This is a genomic window from Pristimantibacillus sp. Z349TD_6 (assembly GCF_056173205.1).
This window is the reverse complement of the sequence record NZ_CM149662.1, coordinates 2323522-2343056: the sequence shown is the minus strand read 5'-3', so window position 1 is coordinate 2343056 and position 19535 is coordinate 2323522. Positions and strand designations below refer to the sequence as shown.

Here is a 19535-nt window from a genome sequence, read left to right as displayed (position 1 = left end):
TCCCCTTCATGCATTTTCAAAGATGTTCAATACGGAATCATTACCTATCTACATACTACCTGACTGTATTTCGGATTACACGGGGGTAATTGCAAACTTTATGGTGTAGTATTAAATAAACGAATGCACCTGCGTACGATCGCCCAAAGACAAGCTCACTCAAACGTAAAAGCAGCTGTTCCAATAGGTCTCAAAAACCTGCTGGAAACAGCTGCTTCTCGTGTTATAACAAGTTCAAAATCGGCTCGTATACTCCGTACAGCAGAATATAAAATGCCGCTCCGAGCGCTGAGCCTATATAAGCTCCGTTCAAACGAATACGCTGCAGATCGGTCTCGACCTTGCTCTCGATGAAATGCACCAGCTTTTGCTCTGTGAAGCTATCAAGTGTCTTGCGTACGATGATTCCGATAATTGCATGTTCGGTTTCAATCATCTTCTGCACGAATTTCTGCACGTATTGCTCCAGCCAGCCCTTCGTTTCCTCGTTCGCTTTGAACCACTCCCAGTATGACATAATGAACTGATTAATCAGCTCCTTAATATCGGATGGATTGACGGAATGTTTCTGCGGCAAGGCTAGCTGCTGCTTCGGTTCGCTGATCAGCAGCTGTCTAAAGTTGCCGAGCAAAGCTTCAATAGAAGGAAGCAACGAGATCTTCTCAATCACTTCATCTCTCCATTCATCAACAGCAACCGAAACATCCTCGCGGTGCTGCAAATTGTCGGCAAGCTGCAGCACCATTTCCTCCAGTAAAACACGAAGCTCATGCTCAGGATTTCGCAAATCATTAATGAGCAGCTGCAAATCGTCAAACAGCACATTTGTAGCATCGTCGAGATTCAGTGCATTCGTTGATTCAGCGATCTCCACTGCCATTTTTTTGAGCCACTTGGAGAAGATACTGCCTTGATTTACAAACTTTTCCTTCTCCTTGCCAAGCAGCTCACGAATGACAACCTTGGTTTGTTCTTCAGCTGCGCGCGCCGCTGCAAACTCAACGATTTGGCTAACCCAGCTTTGGAAATTGCCTTTAGCCATCACCCATTTGAGCGCTTTGCCCGCATAAGGCGACAAGCTGATCTTGCCTAAGCTTTTCCGTGCTTTCTCATCCAAAATGACGGATAGACCTTTAATATCCAGCTTGGCAAGCAGACCAGCCACCAGCGTCCAGCCTTGCTCAGCGAGCATGCCGTTTGGTCGGCGATCGATCCATGAAATGCCGATCTCTACAAGCGATATTTGCTTTACCTTTTCCTTTAACAAATCTTTGCTGAGCAGCTGCTGCTCGACCATATTCGCGACGCCTTCAATCAGCTTATCGCGATTTCTAGGAATGATCGCTGTATGCGGAATCCACTTCCACCCAAATGGGTGGCGGAACAAAACCGTTACAGCAAATAAATCAGCTAATGCGCCAACGAGCCCCGCTTCGGTCGTGTAGAGCAGCATCCGTGCCCACCACTGGTCTGGGAAGACATATAAGCAGCAAGCGGCAATAACGAACAAGGCGGCAAGCAATATTAAGCTGCGGTTTGCTTTTTTTCTCATAGCCATTTATGCTCGCCCTCCAATCCAAAACGTCGCTAGATGCAGGACTACGCCGATAAGCGCTCCGATACCAATTCCGTTAATCCGAATGTACTGCAAATCGCGTCCCGCCTTCTCTTTAACCAGCTCGATAAGCTCTGCTTCAGAGAAGCTGTTCAGCTTGTCAGTTACCATTTTGCCGATAAAAGAATGCTTCTGCTCCACCCATTTCAGCAGCGTCGTCTTCACGTATTGATCCAGTCGAGTCAGCAGTTCTGTATTTCCCACTACATAAGCTATTCCTTCTTCCACTTTATCCTTGATCCAAGGATAGCGCACTTGCTGGCCTTCCGCATTGGAAGCCGCAGCGAGTCGAATGGACTCCAGTCCCCGCTGGATGAACGCATCGAGCTTAAGCTCATCCTTAACAGATGCCAGAAGCGTTGTTTTCCCCGCTTCTATTCGGCTGCGCAATTGTTCATCCGTACGCAGTCTTGCAACAAATTGCGCAATAAAAGCTTTGATTTCCTTGCGCTGCGGGTGGTCTTCAGCATGAAATTTCTGTAGAAAAGATACCAGCCACTCCTGCAATCTTCCGCTAATATTTGCCGCTTCCAGCCCTGCGGAGAAATCGATCAGCTTTCTTCTAAACTTATCGCCTTCATAGGAACGAATGGCTGAATCGACGATTTGGCCGACAACAGCACCAAATGGCGCCGATTTCACAATTTTGATAAGCTCCGGAATGATAAACTCAATAATCCGATCATCGTAACCATTTTTGATGGTCCAATCGCCAGCATCGGCAGCAATGTCTGCTACAGGAATCGAATCGGCATGCTCGAGAAGGAAGGTTTGAACGGTTTTGGCCAGTTCCTGCAAATCAATGGTCGTAATTACATCATCCGCAAGCTGCTGCAAAATGTCATTCACACCCTGTTCGCCGCCGTGCTTCTTCAAGTATGTGACTAAAACGTCTGCGATATTGTATTCGTCAAGCCTCTCCCTAATATTCGGGATGGTTAACAATTCATTTTGAACCATTTGGACTAGCTCGCCAATCAAGCGCTCACGATTTCGAGAAATGATGTTGGTTCCCATCCAGACCGGCCACTTTATTTGCAAAGGATTTCCAAACAATGCGCTAACTGCAAAGGAATCCGCCAGTCCGCCGATCGTTGCAGCGCTAAATAAGGAAAATAACAGGCCGCCAATAAATGTTTCATGAAAGGGAAAAGCCGCCAATATTCCGATCGCTGAGAAAAGAAGCGCTAAATCCGCTTTTTTCTTAATACTGAATTTGTTCATACACAAGCTCCATTCCTGATGATCGTTCCACATTAATTATCCCATATGTATAGGGTGTGAAACAATGGAGTTTCTATAAACAGAGAACTGATCTTTGTAAGGATTAAGAGCTGCTGCTTTTAGGGCTTTTTTTTAGCTTCCGCCGCACGAATGAATCGCTCTTAGAAACTTGCCAAATGCCTAAGCAAACAAACGCTCCCCCTACGAGATGAGACCATGAGAAAGGTTCGTTTAAAATGCCGTAGGATAGAAGCACCGTGCTAAGCGGAATGCAGCTTGTGTAGACAGCCGCTGTTCCCGCACTCACTTTGGAAACACCGCGAAACCATAATATATAAGCCAAAGCGGTAACGAAAATACCGTAATAAAACAACAGGCCGATATCGCCAACAGTTACACTGCTGAAATCGTATTGTTTAGCCTCGACAAGTGCAATAGGCAAAAACATGATGAATGAAAACAAGGTTACATAGGTTGTCCCAAGCAGTGAAGAGACATTGCTTGCAGTCATTTTACGCAGGATCGTAAGCATCGATTCCCCAACAACTGCGCCTAAAATGAGCAAAAGCCCAATATACGAAGCTTTTGATGGAGGTGCAGAGGAAGGAATCAGCCATCCTGGCACCTGAATGCTGACAACACCCAGTATGGAGCAAATGATGCCTATTTTAATCGGATTCGTTAATTTTTCTTTTAAAATCATATATGAAAGGAAAGCAACGACCGCCGGCGTTAAGCTCGTCACAATACCAGCTTCCGTTGCGAGCGAGGTCCGCAGGCCATACAGCATGAATACGCGGAATAAAAACATTCCGAGAAACGCTTGCAGCAGTAAAAATAAAAAATCCTTTCTCCCGACTCGGAGCGAGGATTTGCCGTTTCGCATCAAAATCGGAATTAACAGCAATAAAGCAATGACTAAGCTAATCGCCTGTGACAAAAAAACCGGCATCTGCATCGTCGTTATTTTGCCGGCTACTATGGAGCTTCCGATGAGAATAGCGGCAATGGTCAGCTCAACATACGCAATAATACGAGAATGATTCACATTCAGCAACCCCTCTACTTTTGTTTCATGTATACTGTAGCAAAGGGTCGTTAACTGGTTGTAGTGCCATTAAACAGGCATTTTCAAAGTACCACTTCCAAAGGAGTCTGGATATTTTGTGGCTGTCCATCGATAGACAAGCGAATTTGCCTATGTTTCGCCAGGTTTTCAACTCACTCCAAGGTGCTATTCTCTCGGGTGAGCTGCCTGCTGGCTACAAGCTTCCATCTACTAGAGAGCTTGCCTCGCAGCTTCATGTCTCACGCAACGTGATTTTGGAAGCCTATGAGCTTTTATTGGCTGAAGGATACATAACAGGCCGTTCTGGTGCAGGAACTTATGTCGCTCAAGGAGCCTGCTTGCTTGGCTTCACGAAGGCGTCACCGTTACCATTACCCGCTTCATTAGCAGAATCGACGAACACATCAGAGCTCGATTTCATCTCGTTTCGAACAGGCCTGCCAGCACTGAATCTTTTTCCGACGAAAAAATGGGGCTCTATTTTGCAAAGTGTATGCATGGATTCCTCTATTGCTGAATTAGGTTATGGCGATCCGTCCGGTGATTTGGAATTGCGTCGTCTGCTATCCAAACAGCTGTGGATTTCAAGAGGAGTCGTCAGCAATCCCGAACAAATTATAATTACAAACGGTGCGGTACAGGCGCTTCAGCTGATCGTTAAGCTGCTGCTGAGAGACGGGGAAGATGTTTTAGTCGAAGATCCGTCCAATGTAGATTTAAAGACGATATTAACCTCTACAGGAGCCGCGCTACATGGCGTTCCCGTTGACGATTCCGGCCTATTAACCCACAAGCTTCCCGTAAACCTGCGGCCAAAATGCATCTATGTCACACCCTCTCATCAATTCCCGCTTGGCGGCATTTTACCGATACAAAGGCGGATTGAATTAGTTGAATACGCCCGCCAAAACGGCAGCTTTATCCTCGAAGATGATTATGACAGCGAATTCCGGTATGACGGCGCTCCTATCCATTCACTCCAAAGCTTATGTCCTAAGCAGGTTGTCTATATTGGAACTTTCAGCAAAGTCATGTTTCCTTCGCTGCGAATCGGCTATATGATTGTCCCTGAACCGCTAATCGAGTCCTGTCGTCAGCTTAAGCGGCTGTCTGACTATCAAACGCCTATGATTGAGCAGCTCGCTTTGATTCGTTTCATGAACAGCGGATCGCTTAATGCTCATATTATAAAAATGAAAAAGTTGTACAAAAAGAGACGCCAGCTGCTGCTTGATGCTTTACATGAGCAAATTACACTGCCTTACCACATATGTGGACGAGCAGCTGGTTTGCATTTGGTCGCTCAGTTTGAAGCGCAGCTGCCGGAAGATTTAATGAACCGGTTGGAAGCAGCGTCTGTATTTGCGGCCTTGCTGCCGAATAACCGGATGCTGCTTGGATACGGGCATTTGGATGATCAGCAAATTTATGAGGGCGTCCGGCGCATTGGTAAAGCCCTAATGAATTGAATCTCTCCAGCCGAGAAAAACCGGCAGCCCAAAGAAACCAGCTGCACCCGATTATCAGGTACAGCTGGTTTTCTTTGGGCTAACCTCTACTTCGGAGAAAGCACGTACTCGCTTCCGGCGCTCACCGTCCATGATACAAGCCCATCCTTGCTGAATACGTCTTTCACCTCACGGCCATCTTCCCTTACGATGAGCGGAATGCTGCTTTGCACGACGCAGCTATTAGCTGCGCCAGCACGTAGGCGTGCCTCAATAAGCAAACCATTTGACCAGCGGATGTCCACCTCGAAGCCTCCTCTTGCACGGAGACCTGTCACTTCTCCATGAAGCCATGCGTCCGGCAAAGCAGGCAATACATGCAGGCTGCCCGCATGGCATTGAAGCAGCATTTCCGTTATGCCTGCAGCGCCTCCGAAGTTGCCGTCGATTTGGAACGGAGGATGATTATCAAACAGATTTGGCAGCGTGGAATGACTTAGTAGATCTTGCACATTCGCATACGCCTTCTCCCCATTCTCAAGCCTTGCCCAGAAATTAATAATCCAAGCTCTACTCCAACCCGTGTGACCGCCGCCGCTTGCAAGCCGTTGATCTAGCGTTACTCTGGCAGCATTTGCCCATTCAGGTGTTCCTCTAACCGTAAAGCGCTTGCCCGGATGCAGGGCGAACAAATGCGAGATATGACGATGTCCCGGCTCCGCTTCCTCGTAATCCTCCATCCATTCTTGAATTTGCCCATGTTTGCCAATTGCAGGCTCCGGCAAACGGGCTCTCATATTGTGCCAAAGCTCCTGCTCCGATGAGTCGATGCCGAGCTTCTTCGCTGCTTCTGCGCAAGCCGTAAACAATTCATATAAAATTTGACTATCCATCGATGCACCGATGCATAACGTACCGGATTGTCCATTTGGTAATAAATAGGTATTCTCAGGAGATACAGAAGGATTCAATACGAGCAGACCATCCTCTGTTTCCGTCAAGAAATCCACAAAAAATTGTGCCGACTCCTTCAAGGTTGGATATATTTGCTCAAGAAAAGCATCATTAAGGCCATACTCATAATGCTCCCACATATGCAGGCAAAGCCAAGCCGCACCAAGTGTCCAATACGAGGCTGGCAAATAAATGTCCTGCGGAGCGGTATCGCCCCAAATGTCGGTATTATGATGAGCGACAAAACCTCCACAATCGTACATTGCTCTTGCGGTTATTCTGCCAGGTTCACGCATCCGTTCGATGAGATCAAATAACGGTTCATGGCATTCTGCTAGATTCCCCGCTTCTGCCGGCCAATAATTCATTTGCGTATTAATATTAATCGTATATTTGCTGTCCCATGGCGGCAGCATCTTCTCATTCCAGATGCCTTGCAAATTGGCAGGAAGCGAGCCCGGCCGACTGCTAGATATGAGCAAATAGCGGCCAAACTGATAGTATAAGGCCATTAATCCTACATCGGCGCTGCCTTCTTGAACTAGCTTTAAACGCTCATTTGTAGGTACATCGTCAGCATTCGAATGAGCAGCATCCGTTAAGCGTAGCTGTACCCGCTTTGACAATGAAGTGAAATCTTGAATATGACGCGATTTCAATTCATCATAGCTTATTAAGCCAGCTCGGACTCCTGCATCGACAGCATATGCCTCCGGATCAGCATGACGGAAAGAAGTTGCTGCGGTTAATAGAAGCGTTACGCTATTGGCGCCTTCCACGATGAGATGCTCGCCAATAATTGATACAAAGCCGCCATCCGCAACCGCGCGCAAAGAAGTTCGGAAATCAGACCCGCCTGAACCGCCGCACATGCCGCGCATCACGATCGTATTCTCGTCTGCTTTCACCAGCTCGTCATAGTAGCGATTGCTGCCGCGCAGTAAACGGGCTGTAAAGCTGATGCTTCCCGGTTTATCTGCTGAAAATCTTGTAACTAGCGCTTCATCTGGGAAACTAGCAAATGTCTCACGGGCAAAATGTACTTCTTCTTTAGTAAAGGTTACACTTGCAATACCGTTGGTGATATCGAGAGCTCGGACATAGTCTCGTACTTCTTCTTTCGAATCATATCTTATGTTTAGCTCTAAATCTCCAAGCGGCATATAGTGCCTCTGTGTCTCGGGAACGCCAGATAAAGCCATCGCAGATAAATCATGCGCTTCATGCAGTCTTCCCTCTCTCAGAAGCTCACGAATTTTCGGCAGATGTGGCAGCGCATCTGGATTGTTGCGATCACGCGGTCCGCCATACCATACGCTGTCTTCGTTCAGAGCAATCCGCTCACGTCTTATGCCCCCAAATACCATGCCACCGAGCTTGCCATTTCCAACAGGCAGTGCTTCCTCCCAATTGGAGGCAGGCTCCTTATACCATAAGCGCGTTTCTTCAATCTGTGTCATCTTCCATTCCCCTTTTCATTCATCTATTATTTAAGAGAACAATCCATTACTATATTAATAATCCTTCAAAAAACATTGGATGGCGGTGCCGCAGGTGGATAGAACAAGTGAACAACATGCGTTATCTGAGCTGCTGCAGTCGCTGCAGCTAAAATTGCTTATGGCGCATAAAACGCAAGTCTCTCTCAATTGGGGAGAAACCAATTCTGTTCCTGAGTACAATAAGCTATATTTTATTTGCGAGGGGGAAGGTTGGATTCGCATTGGCAACGACGACTATTATCCTAAACCCGGTCAGCTGTTTCTCACGCCTGCGCATACAAAGATATCGTTCTCCTCTTTAAATCATCGTCCATACTTAAAGTATTGGTGCCATTTCAATATCATGGCAGGTCCCCTTGATCTTTTTCAGTGGATTGGGGTTCCTCTTTGCATCAACATTCAGGATACGAACAGCATGATGCGCTTGTTCCATGAGCTCATCGAATGGCATAAACAAGATTCAATTGTTGCCAGGCTCCGAGAAAAAGCTGTATTGCTGGAAATCATAAGCTGTTTTCTCGAATCCGTTCCAATTCGCGTGCTGCAGCACCGAACCGAAGAGATGAACCGTTTGAACGTCATACAGCAATATGTAGACAGTCGTCTTCATACGAGCATCAGCGTCGATCAAATGGCCGAAGCTGTTCACCTACATCCCAACTATTTTAGTTCCTATTTCAAAAAACATTTCGGAATGCCTCCGCTTAAATACGTCAGCCGCAAACGAATAGATCGCGCCAAACAGCTCTTAACAACAACCTCTCGCAGTATTAAGGAGGTTGCCGATCAATCTGGATTTAAAGAAACGAATCATTTCACGAAATTTTTCCGTAAAGAAACAAATCTAACCCCAACCGATTATCGAACAGCCTATTCGGAGAAGCGATCGTTTCAAGACGATAATTCAATTATAAAAGCGCATTCATAATGTGACGATGTAAGAAACTAAGGTATAAGGGTATAATTCTAAGGGTCTGCCTTCTAATGGCGAAAAAAAAAGGACAAGCAGCTGTATCAGTCTGCTTTGTCCTATTTTTTTGCTGCTTAATGATGATAAGAAGAGATCATAGTCCAATCGGCATCCGTTAATTGATTGATTTGCCATACCGCAACACCACGCAGGCCAAACGCTTTCGCTAAACGTATTTTGGCTTCGATGCTTTGCGTATTCTCATACCAAAGTAGATGCGAGCCTCTATCGTCCTTAAACGTAATTTGATTCAAAAAGTACGGCAGCTGCATGACGGATTTGGTATCTGCAGCTGTTAAGCGACTTTCTACAGCAGCAATGGCTGGCGACCGGAAAAACTCTACAGTACCATCTGCCTTTGTAGTCCATTGGTTAGCCTGCTTAGAAATGCCTAGTTTCAGCTTAGCTGCTGGAATATACGAGAGTATATTTCGTACGGAATCACCAACAAGCGTAAGCGGCGCAGACGGCAATCCACTTTCCTCATGCGTAAATTCATAGGCCATCAATATAACTTCATCAGCCAGTTCGCCAATTTGTTTGTAATCATAACCTGCATAATAATAAGAAGGCGGTACAACTGCCGTAAGTGATATTTCACTGCTTAGTTCGGCCTTAATTGCGCGAAGCAGCTCAACGAAAGGCTGCTTATACTCAGCAGGTACCATGCCTTCAAAATCAATAGCCACTCGCTCAAAACCATATAATGGATTAGCAACTGCCTCGACTACTGAACTAGCAAACGCTTTGCGAGCTTCAGCATCGATTATGAAATCACCAAGCTTCTGAAGCGTTGTATTCCCAAAGATCATTAGCGTCTTTGTAGAACCACTCGTTTCTGCCGCTGTCAGACTCTGCTTCCAGTCGCTTGGCGGCGACAAAAGAACGGATGCTTTGCCTGCTCCCTGATAGTCAAGCTTAGCCCAGTCAAAGATAACCTCATCTGCGGCGGCGAATCTATCCAGTTTTTTGTAAGGTCCACCTGCTGCAAAAAAAGCTGATACCTCAAGCTGGCGGCTTTCGCTTTGGGAGCTGATCATCCGATCAACAATGGCCGCTGCCTCACGTCGTGATAACGACTTTTTCGGAAGAAACAAGCCTTTATTGTCCCCTTGCATAATGGAATCCGCGTATGTACGCAGCACGTACGGTGCAAGGTTTTTATCCACTTGATTCATATCGGCAAATGCGGCTTTCTCGCTAGCTTCCAGCCAGCCTGTATCTAACCATTGCTGTTTCTCTTCTGCCGTTTTTCCTTGGAGCAGCGCAAAAGCCGTTAAAGCTGCTACTTCCTCACGCTTAATATTTTGACTCGGATTAAATTTCCCATTTACGATGAGCAAATCCAACCAACCAGCGTCATATGCGGGTTTAATAGAGGCATAAGACCAACGATCCTTGGCTACGTCGGAGAGTCCAGCAGACTTCTCTTTATCTATCACTGGTTTAACGGTTTGGACTAGCAGCTTTACGAATGCTTCTCTCGTAAGTTCGGCACTTGGACGAAAGGTTCCATCCTCATATCCAGAAACAACTCCAAGTGCGACTAAACGATAAATAGATTCGGCTGCCCAATCCTTAACAGGTACATCACGATAGGGCTTTAATTGCGCATCATACGCAAACGCCTGCATGGCGTTTCCCAACATAAACATCAGCAGGATTCCAATAATAACGGTTGTTTTCCCCTTGAACCTCACTACATCCTCTCCTTTATGAGCATAGCTCTCACTCTATCGATTATTCGATAGAATCATATCCTATATTCCATAAAAAGTCTAATAGACCCAAGTTTTGGGCGTCGAAATGACCCTATCATTAACCCATTTTTCTTAAAATAGTTTTTAGTCTAGTTAAAAATGGTTATTCATCCAACCTTAAAAAAAGGTATAAACGTACACTAAACCATCAATAGGGAGGTGTCTTTAGTGAGCTGTTTGAATAAAAGAAATCGCTGCAAAAAGATACGTGTAATAGTATGCAAATCAAAAAAAAGAATGAAACGCCGAAATAGAGTTGTTAAAAAAATTGTGAAGGTAACATGTCCTCCTCCTCAAGTGAATGTTACTGCTCCGGCAGGACCAACTGGACCTCAAGGACCCCAGGGTATTCCTGGTTCAGTAGGAGCAACTGGTGCGACTGGCACTAATGGGGCCACTGGAGCCGCTGGCGCAACTGGTACTAATGGGACACCTGGTATTACAGGCGCAACTGGGGCGACTGGTACTAATGGGGCCACTGGAGCTACAGGCGCAACGGGCGGAGCCGGAGGAGTATTAAGCTTCGCCGATTTTTTTGCATTGATGCCGCCTGATAATGCAGCAACAGTTGCTGTCGGTGCAGATGTAAGTTTCCCGCAAAATGGTCCTACTAGCGGAACTAACATTACCCGTACTGGTGCTACTACGTTTAACTTAGCTGTAATCGGAACGTATCAGATTTTGTTTCAAGTAAGTGTGACCGAACCGGGGCAGCTCATTTTAACCGTTAATGGCGCTGATCTAGCTTATACAGTAGTTGGCCGAGCGACAGGTACTTCACAAATTGTCGGAATGGCTCTTGTACAAACGACTGTCATTAATTCAATACTCACCGTGCGAAACCCTGCGGGCAATTCCACGGCACTTACGATCACACCTCTCGCTGGAGGAACAAGACCTGTTTCAGCTCATCTTGTTATTACGCAAATCGCATAAGGAAATAGAATGGATCTCATAACAACATCCGAAAATATAAAAAGGCGACTTTACATTCACGATGGAATGAAAGCCGCCTTTTTGATTTTAAATTCACTTCACAACATTAATCGCTGTTAATCTGTGACCTCCACTTAAGAGAAGTCCCTTCATCTATATCAAGGAAGCGAGTTGCTTAATGGCTTCCATTCGGCCCTTGGTTTTCCGTTTGAGCGCCGCCTTTGCCTTGATTCTCGGATGGAGCTTTGTTGCTTTGGTTGTTAGAGTTGCCTCCACCGATACCTTGGTTATTGCCTTGACCTCCGCCAATACCGCCGCCTTTGCCACGGTTTTCTCCTTGGCCTCCGCCAATGCCGCCGCCTTTGCCGCGGTTTTCTCCTTGGCCTCCGCCAAACCCGCCGCCTTTGCCACGGTTTTCTCCTTGGCCTCCGCCAATGCCGCCGCCTTTGCCACGGTTTTCTCCTTGGCCTCCGCCAAATCCGCCGCCTTTGCCTTGGTTCTCACCATAACCTCTGCCTGCACCGCCACCAGCTCCGCCGCCTGCGCCGCCACCAGCTCCGCCGCCTGCACCGCCACCAGCTCCGCCGCCTGCGCCGCCACCAGCTCCGCCGCCTGCACCGCCACCAGCTCCGCCGCCTGCTCCGCCACCAGCTCCGCCGCCTGCTCCGCCACCAGTTCCGCCGCCTGCGCCGCCACCAGCTCCGCCGCCTGCTCCGCCACCAGCTCCGCCGCCTGCTCCGCCACCTGCTCCGCCACCAGCTCCGCCACCTGCTCCGCCACCAGCTCCGCCGCCTGCACCGCCACCTGCTCCGCCTGCTCCATTGCCAGCTCCGTTACCAGCGCCTTTACCGTTGCCGAGTGATTTTGCTTTACCTTTCCATTTTGCTTGCGTTTTTGCCTTCGTTGCTGCTTTCTTCTCCGAATAGGAATAAGAAATCGATTGTAGCGTTTTAGCATCTACGGCGCCTGTTGTAGGCAAGCCATGAGTTTTTTGATAATATTTTACGCCGCGCACTGTAGATGGCCCATATCGACCGTCAATTTTACCAGAATAGCTGCCCAGAGATTTCAGCATGCCTTGAATAACATAGACATCTGGACCCTTAGCATTTTTGCCAATCGCTTGACCAGTATGAGGCATACTGAACATCAATGTGATTGCGAGTAATGCTGCGCCTATGTACCTTGCAGCAAACCTCCCAATCTTATTGTGTTGTTCATCCGAATCAATTTCCTTTTTATGTTGTTGCATGCAAAATACACCATCCTTTTTGATTCTTGAATTTAACTCCCCCCTTACTATCCCCAAATATTTAATTTCATTCCACATTGAATCAATAAAAAAAGCGGATCGCTTATTTGCGCTCCGCTACTCTTCTTCATCCTATTTGAAAATACTTATGCCAAGCCACCGAGCTTGCACGAAATTTGTGATGCAGCTGCCTTTACATACTGGATCACATTAGGAATTTCATTCTCGTTAAGCCGATGGATAGGTCCTGCTGCAGATAAGCTGGCTACGATTCGCTGCTGAGGATCAAAAATAGGGGCAGCAATTGCAAAAGCATCCGTATCCACCTCACCCAAAGTAAAGCAATAACCCGCTTCCCTAATACGATGCATTTCTTGCAAAAGCAATGGTTTGCCGGCATCTTCGCCAAAAAGCTTGCACATCTCTTCAATAACTTTGTCATTTTCATTAGCGAGCAGCGTTTTCCCTGATGCGCCTGAATTAAGCGGCAATATTCTTCCATTTTCAATAGAAAGCCTGATCAAACGTTTACTCGTTACATTTTCGATACAAATGGCTTTGGAACCGGAGCGGACAAAAAGCACCGTCGTTTCATTCGTAAGTGCGGTGAGATCCTCCATAATCGGTCTCGCGATCGTAAGAAGCTCCTTCTCGATTTGCTGCGATAAGCTTCTTGCTAAATCAAAAATACGCAGACCTAAACCAATTTGCCCTCTGCCCTTACGCTCTACGAAACCATTTTTTATAAGTGTTTGAATAAAACGATATGCGGTACTGTCGGGGATGCCTACCTTCTCCGCAATTTCACTAACCGTGAGCGTTGCTCCCGATTCAGCGAGTACGAATAAAATATCGATAGCACGTCCTAATGTTTGAGTTCCATTCATCATTGCACCTCAAAATATTTACAATAGTAGTCAATTATAAGGATCAGTATATCATACCCTTTGTTCTCCGCGTGCTCTGCGCATCGTTGATTTTTCAACTTGCAGCAAAATCGTATTTGTAGATAAAGCTAATAACGATACGAGCAGCGTGCCCCATACCATTTTTGGTACTGAGTTTTGGTATAAGCCTTCGAATAAAATACCGCCTAACCCGCCGGCGTTAATCCACGCCGCTATGGTTGCGATACCTATTACCGATACCGATGCTATGCGAATGCCGCCAATAATGACAGGCAGTGCCAGCGGCAGCTCGATATGGACGAACAGCCTCCACTTGCCATAGCCCATTCCTTTGGCTGCTTCAATAATCGAAGGTTCAATCGATTGAAAGCCCGAAATGACATTTCGCACCAATATCAGCTGACTATATACCACTAATGCGATAATCGCCGGCTTGCTGCCGAGGCCAACTAGCGGAATAAGCAAAGCGAACATCCCGAGGCTTGGAATCGCATAGATAATGCCGAGTACGGACAAAATAGGAACGGAAATCCGCCGATGCCTCGACAGCCAATAACCTAATGGCAGCGCAATAACAAGTGCGATAAACAACGAAACAAAGGTGAGATAAATATGCTCCAGCAACGAGGTTAACAAATCATCATAATGGCGGGTTAAATAGTCAATCATGCCTCTCACCTGCCGTTCTGCAGCTTCAATTGCTCAAGCGTAATTTTGCCAATGATTTCATGCTCTTTATTTTCCACAGCCACATACGGTACATTTTGCTGCAGCAGAATTTGAAGCGCCGACTTTAGACTATCACCAGCGGGAATGCGGGGAATATCAGATCCAGCCGGTTCTTCCAGCGCAATCATTTTCTCTTCTGCCCTAATCAAGTGAAGCTGTTGGAACAAATCATCGGCTTGAATCAGTTGCGATACGAAAGCATTATTGGGCTTGGACATGATGGCTAGAGGCGTATCATATTGCTGAATCGTCCCTTCGTTCATCACGATCATATGATCGCCGAGCTTCATCGCCTCTTCCACGTCATGCGTCACAAACAATACGGTTTTGCCAAGCTCACGTTGGATTTGCTTAAAATCATCCTGCAGCTTCGTGCGCGTAATCGCGTCAATCGCTCCAAACGGTTCATCCATCAGCAAAATAGCTGGATCACCTGCCATCGCTCTAGCAATCCCTACTCGCTGCTGCTGTCCACCTGACAGCTGCCGCGGATAAAGCTTCTTATAGCTTGCTGGCAAATGAACAAGATCCATTAAATAATCGATTCTCTCTGCTGTTTTTTGCCGTTCCCAGCCCAGTATATTGGGGACCGTTGCTATATTTTGTTCAATCGACAAATGCGGAAACAACCCTACCTGCTGGATTACATAACCGATGCTTCGTCGAAGCTCCGTCACGGGCAAGCTGCGAATGTCTTTGCCAAATATCGAAATCGTTCCTGCGGTAGGTTCAATAATTCGGTTTACCATTTTTAGCAAGGTCGTTTTGCCGCAGCCTGAAGCACCTAGAATCGTAACAAAGGAGCCTTGCGGAATAATAAGGCTCGTTTCATTAACCGAGGGATTCGCAGACTTTGGAAATGTTTTGGACACCTGCTCAAAAATAATGGCCTCTTTGCTCATTTTATATCAACTCCTGTAGGAAGGGGGCTTCCCCAATATGGAGAAACCCCGCTGCATTTAATTATGAATTATTTTTTCAATAAACCTTGCTCTTCCAAAAATGCCTTCGCTACGTCCGCGTATTCTTTTTTGTCGATATCCACTTGCGCGTTCAGCTTCTGAACAGTTGTGTTATCCAGCTTTGCAGAAATTTTGTTCAACACTTTAGCAATTTCAGGGTCCTTCTCGTTCAACTCGCCGCGAAGCACTGGAGCCACGAAGTAAGGAGGCCAAAACTTCTTATCATCCTCAAGCAATACAAGATCCGGATTCGTCAAATCGCCATCAGTCGTGAAGCCAACTGTTACATCCGCTTCGCCATCTAGTGTTACGCGGTATTTGATGCCGTAATCAAACAGCTTGATGCTTTTGAAGTCCATTTTACCGTAGAAAGTATTTAGTCCCTTTAATCCGTCTTCACGCTCTTCAAACTCAGGAACAGCAGCGAGGTTAAGCTCAGGAGCTAATTTCACCAAATCTGATATTTTGTAAAGATTATATTTTTCAGCAATTTTCTTTGTTGTAACAAGACCTTGTGAATCGTTTGCGTTAGTTGGCTCCAGCCAAACTAGGTTGAATTTCTCTTTGTAGCCCTTTGCTACAGTATCATATACGGTTTTGGCATCGGAGTTTGGCGGCAATTCCAAAACGTTGATTAAGCCTGTTCCTGTATATTCCGGGTAAAAGTCGATGTCGCCTTTTTTGAGCGCTTCATGGGCAACGAGTGTGCCGCCAAGATTGAGCTTGCGATCTACCTTGTAGCCTGCGTCCTCAAGTGCCAGTGCGTACATCTCGCCCAAAATCAATGATTCCGTAAAGTTTTTCGAGCCGACTTTAATCTTTTCTTTGCCTGAACCTTCCTTAGAAGAACAAGCGCTAATAACGAGTACCACACTTATAATCAACAATGCCAAGCTTACCCATTTCTTTTTCATCTGAATTTTCCCCTTTCATTATACACGCTGATATTTGGTTACTGCTCTTTCAATTCCAGCAAATCCGATCTCCGATAAAATAGCTAGCAGCGCTACCGGCAGCGCCCCGACAAGCAGCAATGAGAATTTGTACATGCCAAGACCGTTAATAATAAACGTTCCCAGCCCGCCTCCTCCGATGAATGCGGCCAATGTTGCACTGGCGATAACTTCTACGGCGGCTGTTTTTAATCCTGACAGCAGCAGCGGAGCAGCTAACGGCAGCTCGATTTTCCGCATAATCATTTTCTCTCCCATACCAAGGCCTGAAGCAGCTTCAATAATCGCTGGCTCAATACCTCTAAAGCCCATGTATGTATTAATGAGAATAGGCGGACAAGCAAGCAGCGTTAATGCAACTAATGCCGGTGCAAAGCCAGTTCCCATGATCGGTAAAATAATGACTAAAACCGCAAGGCTTGGGATGACTCGCAAGGAGTTGAACAGTCCCATAATCGGACCGGTCAGCCACTCTTTCTTGGCACATAATATACCGAGCGGCACACATACGACGAAAGCAATAAGGAGCGCGTAGAAACTTATGCTTAAATGCACCTTGACCGCTTCCAAAAATCTGTCGCTGTTAGCATTCACATAGTCATAAGCTTCGAGGAATACATTCACTCGTTTGTCATCCTCCTTCCCCTTTGTATTATCACTAATCAATAACTTGTTACCACTATTATTAAACTTTATACCCCATTATGTCAATCGGAATTATTAATTTACATCATTTCCTAGCTGGATAAGAGTTTGCAGCAATATGTTTACTCCTGCTTCACAGTCCTCTTTGCTGCTCCATTCAAGTGGATGATGACTGATGCCATCCTTTGAACGTACCAAGATGAGCCCCATTTCCGCTAATTCACTCATGACCACCGCATCATGACCTGCGCCGCAAATCATATACTCCGCAGGCAAACCCGCATCCTCACAGCTATCTGTAATCACTTTTGTAATATACTCCGACGTTTTTACAGGCACAGCAGCATCTAATGTCCGGATAGCGCAGGTCAGCCCTCTTGCTGCAGTAAGGCGTGACAACTCGACTTTTATCGCAGCCTCCAGCTTATTGAGCGACTCCAAGGATTCATGCCGAACATCGAGTGTAAACACCGCTTCACCCGGAATTACGTTGATTGCAGCTGGCGCAAGCTTAAACGTCCCTATTGTTACGACGCCCCCATGCTTCACTGCGATTTGCTCCACAGCAAGAACAACTTCTGCTGCGGCAGGCATCGGGTCCTGTCTTAACTTCATGGGCGTTGTTCCCGCATGGTCCGCTCGTCCATGAATGGTCACTTCGAACCAGCGATGTCCATAAATCGCTGTTGCAATGCCAATTGCTGTATTCAGCTCTTCCAGAACTCGTCCTTGCTCAATATGAAGCTCAACATAGGCATGAATGGATTCTGAGCTGCGACTTGCAAGAGCTGCTTGATCAGGGTACAAGCCGCCATGCTCCATCGCTTCGCGAAGCGATATGCCGGAAGAATCAGTAAAATCCAGCCATTTTTCATCCCAAGTATTTGCCATCGCACGGCTTCCCAAATAGCCGGCTCCAAAGCGAACGCCCTCTTCGTCCGTAAAGCAAATAACCTCGAAAGGTCTATAATGCCTGATTGACTGCTCTTTAATCGTTCGCAAAACCTCAATACCGCCAAGTACACCAAGCGCTCCATCGAATTGGCCTGCTTGAATGACCGTATCGATATGAGAGCCCGTCACTACAGCTCCTGTCCGCTGCTCCTCCCCCTCCAATCGCCCAATCAGGTTGCCCGCTTCATCCTGCCTGACTTCTAGTCCCGCTGCTTTCATTTCACTGATAATAAATTGCCTCGCTATTAATTCCTCATTGCTGAGCGATAGCCGTGTTACACCGCCGCTTGGATCTGCGCCGATTAAACCTAAAGCTTGAATCGAATCCCATAACCGTTTGCCGTTGACCTGCACATGCTGAGTCTTAGCCATCATGCCACCCGCTTAAATCCTCCTTATCAAAATAAAGCAATGCGGCGGCTAAAGCCTGCGTTCCCGCAGCAATATCATCCTCATCGGTCCATTCCTCGGGACAATGGCTTCTGCCATCCTTGCTAGGAACAAAGATCATGCCGATTGGCGCAATACGCGCGAGCTGGTTCGCATCATGTCCCGCCCCGCTTGCAAGGTGAATAGCTGGAGCAACAGAAGCACAGGCTGCAAGCACTCCACCCAGCACAGACTTTTTAACCATGACGGAATCTGACTTCGACAGCAGCTCAAGCGACAAACGAAGGCCTCGCCTTGCAGCAATCTGGATCGTCTCCGCTGCAAAAGCGGCGTACACCGCGTCAGCCACCGTATGATCTAGTGAGCGGATTTCAAGATCAAACCGAACGAGGCCGGGCACGACATTGGATGCATTCGGCTCATTCGACACTTTGCCGATCGTCCCTACGGCTACGCTCGCATGATCGTTGCAGTGACGTTCAAATGCTAAACCAATCTCGCAAAAGCCTGCCAGCGCATCGTTCCGAAGCGTCATTGGCGTCGTCCCTGCATGATTTGGCGCACCTTTGAGCGTGACACGATAGCGATGAATACCTACGATACCAAGCACCGCCCCAAGTTGATGGCCTGATTGCTCCAACACCGGACCTTGCTCGATATGAAGCTCAAGGTAGAGCGCTACATCCCCCAGCTGCCTCGCCTCACTTGTCAGGCGTTCGACATTTCCGCCTTGTTGATTAATCGCATCGCTCAGCTTCAGCCCAGTATCGTCGCGAAGCTCCAGCATCGCTTCAGACAAATTGCCGACCATCCCCCTGCTCCCAATCGTGGAGATGCCAAACTCACTAGGCTCCTCTGCCGTGAAATCGACAATTTGCAGCGGATGCCGAAGCTGCGTTCCTGATTGTTGAAGTAAACGGGCAATTTCTATGCCGGCCAGCACTCCTATGATTCCATCGAACCGCCCGCCGCCAGTAACGGTATCTGTATGGGAGCCAATCATGATAGGCGCTAAATTCGGATCGCTGCCAGGCAAGCTGCCTATCAAATTTGAAGCTGCATCCAGCGAAACAGACAGGCCCGCTTCCTCCATTTTCTCGGTCAGCCAGCGCCTGCCGTCAGCATACTGCTTCGTAAATGGACGTCGCGTCCAGCCGGGTTTAGATGGATCAACAAACATCGATAGATGTTCAATATCAGACATCATTCGAGATACACTTGGCACCAGTCTATCCATTTTGCTACCCATCCCATTCACTCCTCT

General features: G+C 47.0%; 16 protein-coding genes. 3 read left to right on the top strand and 13 right to left on the bottom strand.

What is annotated here, in order from left to right; all coding sequences use genetic code 11:
* Positions 1 to 223 precede the first annotated feature (223 nt).
* The 3 genes from AC0VYE_RS09990 to AC0VYE_RS09980 all read right to left on the bottom strand — a co-directional run bounded on the left by AC0VYE_RS09990 (position 224) and on the right by AC0VYE_RS09980 (position 3887).
* A complete protein-coding gene (locus tag AC0VYE_RS09990) occupies positions 224 to 1558 on the bottom strand; it encodes a DUF445 domain-containing protein (protein ID WP_475447562.1) in 1335 nt (444 codons plus the stop codon).
* Entirely contained in the window at positions 1559 to 2839 is a 1281-nt protein-coding gene (locus AC0VYE_RS09985) for a DUF445 domain-containing protein (RefSeq protein ID WP_475447560.1), read from the bottom strand.
* Positions 2840 to 2942: 103 nt separating this feature from the next.
* Positions 2943 to 3887: a DMT family transporter gene (locus tag AC0VYE_RS09980; RefSeq protein ID WP_475447558.1), complete on the bottom strand. Its 945-nt coding sequence runs from the start codon at positions 3885 to 3887 to the stop codon at positions 2943 to 2945.
* 116 nt (positions 3888 to 4003) lie between these two features.
* On the opposite strand from AC0VYE_RS09980, the gene pdxR reads away from it, so the two are divergent.
* On the top strand, positions 4004 to 5377 hold the full coding sequence (gene pdxR / locus AC0VYE_RS09975) for a MocR-like pyridoxine biosynthesis transcription factor PdxR (RefSeq protein ID WP_475447556.1): 1374 nt from the start codon (positions 4004 to 4006) through the stop codon (positions 5375 to 5377).
* Positions 5378 to 5463: 86 nt separating this feature from the next.
* Here the strand turns inward: pdxR and AC0VYE_RS09970 are convergent, their stop codons facing one another.
* A complete protein-coding gene (locus AC0VYE_RS09970; protein WP_475447554.1) occupies positions 5464 to 7770 on the bottom strand; it encodes a glycoside hydrolase family 95 protein in 2307 nt (768 codons plus the stop codon).
* A 94-nt stretch (positions 7771 to 7864) separates the two neighbouring features.
* On the opposite strand from AC0VYE_RS09970, the gene AC0VYE_RS09965 reads away from it, so the two are divergent.
* Entirely contained in the window at positions 7865 to 8740 is an 876-nt protein-coding gene (locus AC0VYE_RS09965) for a helix-turn-helix domain-containing protein (RefSeq protein WP_441911222.1), read from the top strand.
* A 116-nt stretch (positions 8741 to 8856) separates the two neighbouring features.
* Here the strand turns inward: AC0VYE_RS09965 and AC0VYE_RS09960 are convergent, their stop codons facing one another.
* Positions 8857 to 10482, bottom strand: a complete 1626-nt coding sequence (locus tag AC0VYE_RS09960; protein ID WP_475447551.1) for an S-layer homology domain-containing protein — start codon at positions 10480 to 10482, stop codon at positions 8857 to 8859.
* Between the two features lie 330 nt (positions 10483 to 10812).
* Between AC0VYE_RS09960 and AC0VYE_RS09955 the strand changes: the two genes are divergently transcribed.
* Positions 10813 to 11478 (top strand): collagen-like protein, encoded by a 666-nt coding sequence (locus tag AC0VYE_RS09955; protein ID WP_475447549.1) that lies wholly within the window; start codon positions 10813 to 10815, stop codon positions 11476 to 11478.
* A gap of 175 nt (positions 11479 to 11653) precedes the next feature.
* Here the strand turns inward: AC0VYE_RS09955 and AC0VYE_RS09950 are convergent, their stop codons facing one another.
* From AC0VYE_RS09950 to AC0VYE_RS09915, 8 genes are all read right to left on the bottom strand, one after another.
* Positions 11654 to 12730 carry a peptidoglycan-binding domain-containing protein gene (locus AC0VYE_RS09950; RefSeq protein WP_475447547.1) on the bottom strand — a complete coding sequence of 359 codons (1077 nt, stop codon included), beginning with the start codon at positions 12728 to 12730 and terminating at the stop codon, positions 11654 to 11656.
* Positions 12731 to 12876: 146 nt separating this feature from the next.
* The gene (locus AC0VYE_RS09945; RefSeq protein WP_256710970.1) at positions 12877 to 13620 is read right to left on the bottom strand and encodes an IclR family transcriptional regulator; all 744 of its coding nucleotides are present in this window, start codon (positions 13618 to 13620) and stop codon (positions 12877 to 12879) included.
* Between the two features lie 48 nt (positions 13621 to 13668).
* Complete coding sequence (locus tag AC0VYE_RS09940) at positions 13669 to 14307, bottom strand: ABC transporter permease (protein ID WP_076269422.1); 639 nt, start codon at positions 14305 to 14307, stop codon at positions 13669 to 13671.
* Positions 14308 to 14312: 5 nt separating this feature from the next.
* Positions 14313 to 15269, bottom strand: a complete 957-nt coding sequence (locus AC0VYE_RS09935; protein ID WP_441876068.1) for an ABC transporter ATP-binding protein — start codon at positions 15267 to 15269, stop codon at positions 14313 to 14315.
* Between the two features lie 68 nt (positions 15270 to 15337).
* Positions 15338 to 16243: an ABC transporter substrate-binding protein gene (locus tag AC0VYE_RS09930; protein WP_076269420.1), complete on the bottom strand. Its 906-nt coding sequence runs from the start codon at positions 16241 to 16243 to the stop codon at positions 15338 to 15340.
* A gap of 18 nt (positions 16244 to 16261) precedes the next feature.
* Positions 16262 to 16906 (bottom strand): ABC transporter permease, encoded by a 645-nt coding sequence (locus AC0VYE_RS09925; RefSeq protein ID WP_076269419.1) that lies wholly within the window; start codon positions 16904 to 16906, stop codon positions 16262 to 16264.
* A gap of 96 nt (positions 16907 to 17002) precedes the next feature.
* Positions 17003 to 18256, bottom strand: coding sequence for an allantoate amidohydrolase (locus AC0VYE_RS09920; RefSeq protein WP_475447543.1), 1254 nt, complete (start codon positions 18254 to 18256; stop codon positions 17003 to 17005).
* Positions 18246 to 19520: a Zn-dependent hydrolase gene (locus tag AC0VYE_RS09915; protein WP_076269418.1), complete on the bottom strand. Its 1275-nt coding sequence runs from the start codon at positions 19518 to 19520 to the stop codon at positions 18246 to 18248. Before AC0VYE_RS09915 ends, AC0VYE_RS09920 begins: the two co-directional genes overlap by 11 nt.
* Between the last annotated feature and the right edge of the window lie 15 nt (positions 19521 to 19535).

Bases quoted from the DNA above. Each gene is read 5' to 3' on its own strand.
- AC0VYE_RS09940 (WP_076269422.1), bottom strand. From the start codon at position 14,307: ATGATTGACTATTTAACCCGCCATTATGATGATTTGTTAACCTCGTTG.
- AC0VYE_RS09920 (WP_475447543.1), bottom strand. From the start codon at position 18,256: ATGATGGCTAAGACTCAGCATGTGCAGGTCAACGGCAAACGGTTATGG.
- AC0VYE_RS09935 (WP_441876068.1), bottom strand. From the start codon at position 15,269: ATGAGCAAAGAGGCCATTATTTTTGAGCAGGTGTCCAAAACATTTCCA.
- AC0VYE_RS09950 (WP_475447547.1), bottom strand. From the start codon at position 12,730: ATGCAACAACATAAAAAGGAAATTGATTCGGATGAACAACACAATAAG.
- AC0VYE_RS09945 (WP_256710970.1), bottom strand. From the start codon at position 13,620: ATGATGAATGGAACTCAAACATTAGGACGTGCTATCGATATTTTATTC.
- AC0VYE_RS09970 (WP_475447554.1), bottom strand. From the start codon at position 7,770: ATGACACAGATTGAAGAAACGCGCTTATGGTATAAGGAGCCTGCCTCC.
- AC0VYE_RS09985 (WP_475447560.1), bottom strand. From the start codon at position 2,839: ATGAACAAATTCAGTATTAAGAAAAAAGCGGATTTAGCGCTTCTTTTC.
- AC0VYE_RS09930 (WP_076269420.1), bottom strand. From the start codon at position 16,243: ATGAAAAAGAAATGGGTAAGCTTGGCATTGTTGATTATAAGTGTGGTA.
- AC0VYE_RS09990 (WP_475447562.1), bottom strand. From the start codon at position 1,558: ATGGCTATGAGAAAAAAAGCAAACCGCAGCTTAATATTGCTTGCCGCC.
- AC0VYE_RS09915 (WP_076269418.1), bottom strand. From the start codon at position 19,520: ATGGGTAGCAAAATGGATAGACTGGTGCCAAGTGTATCTCGAATGATG.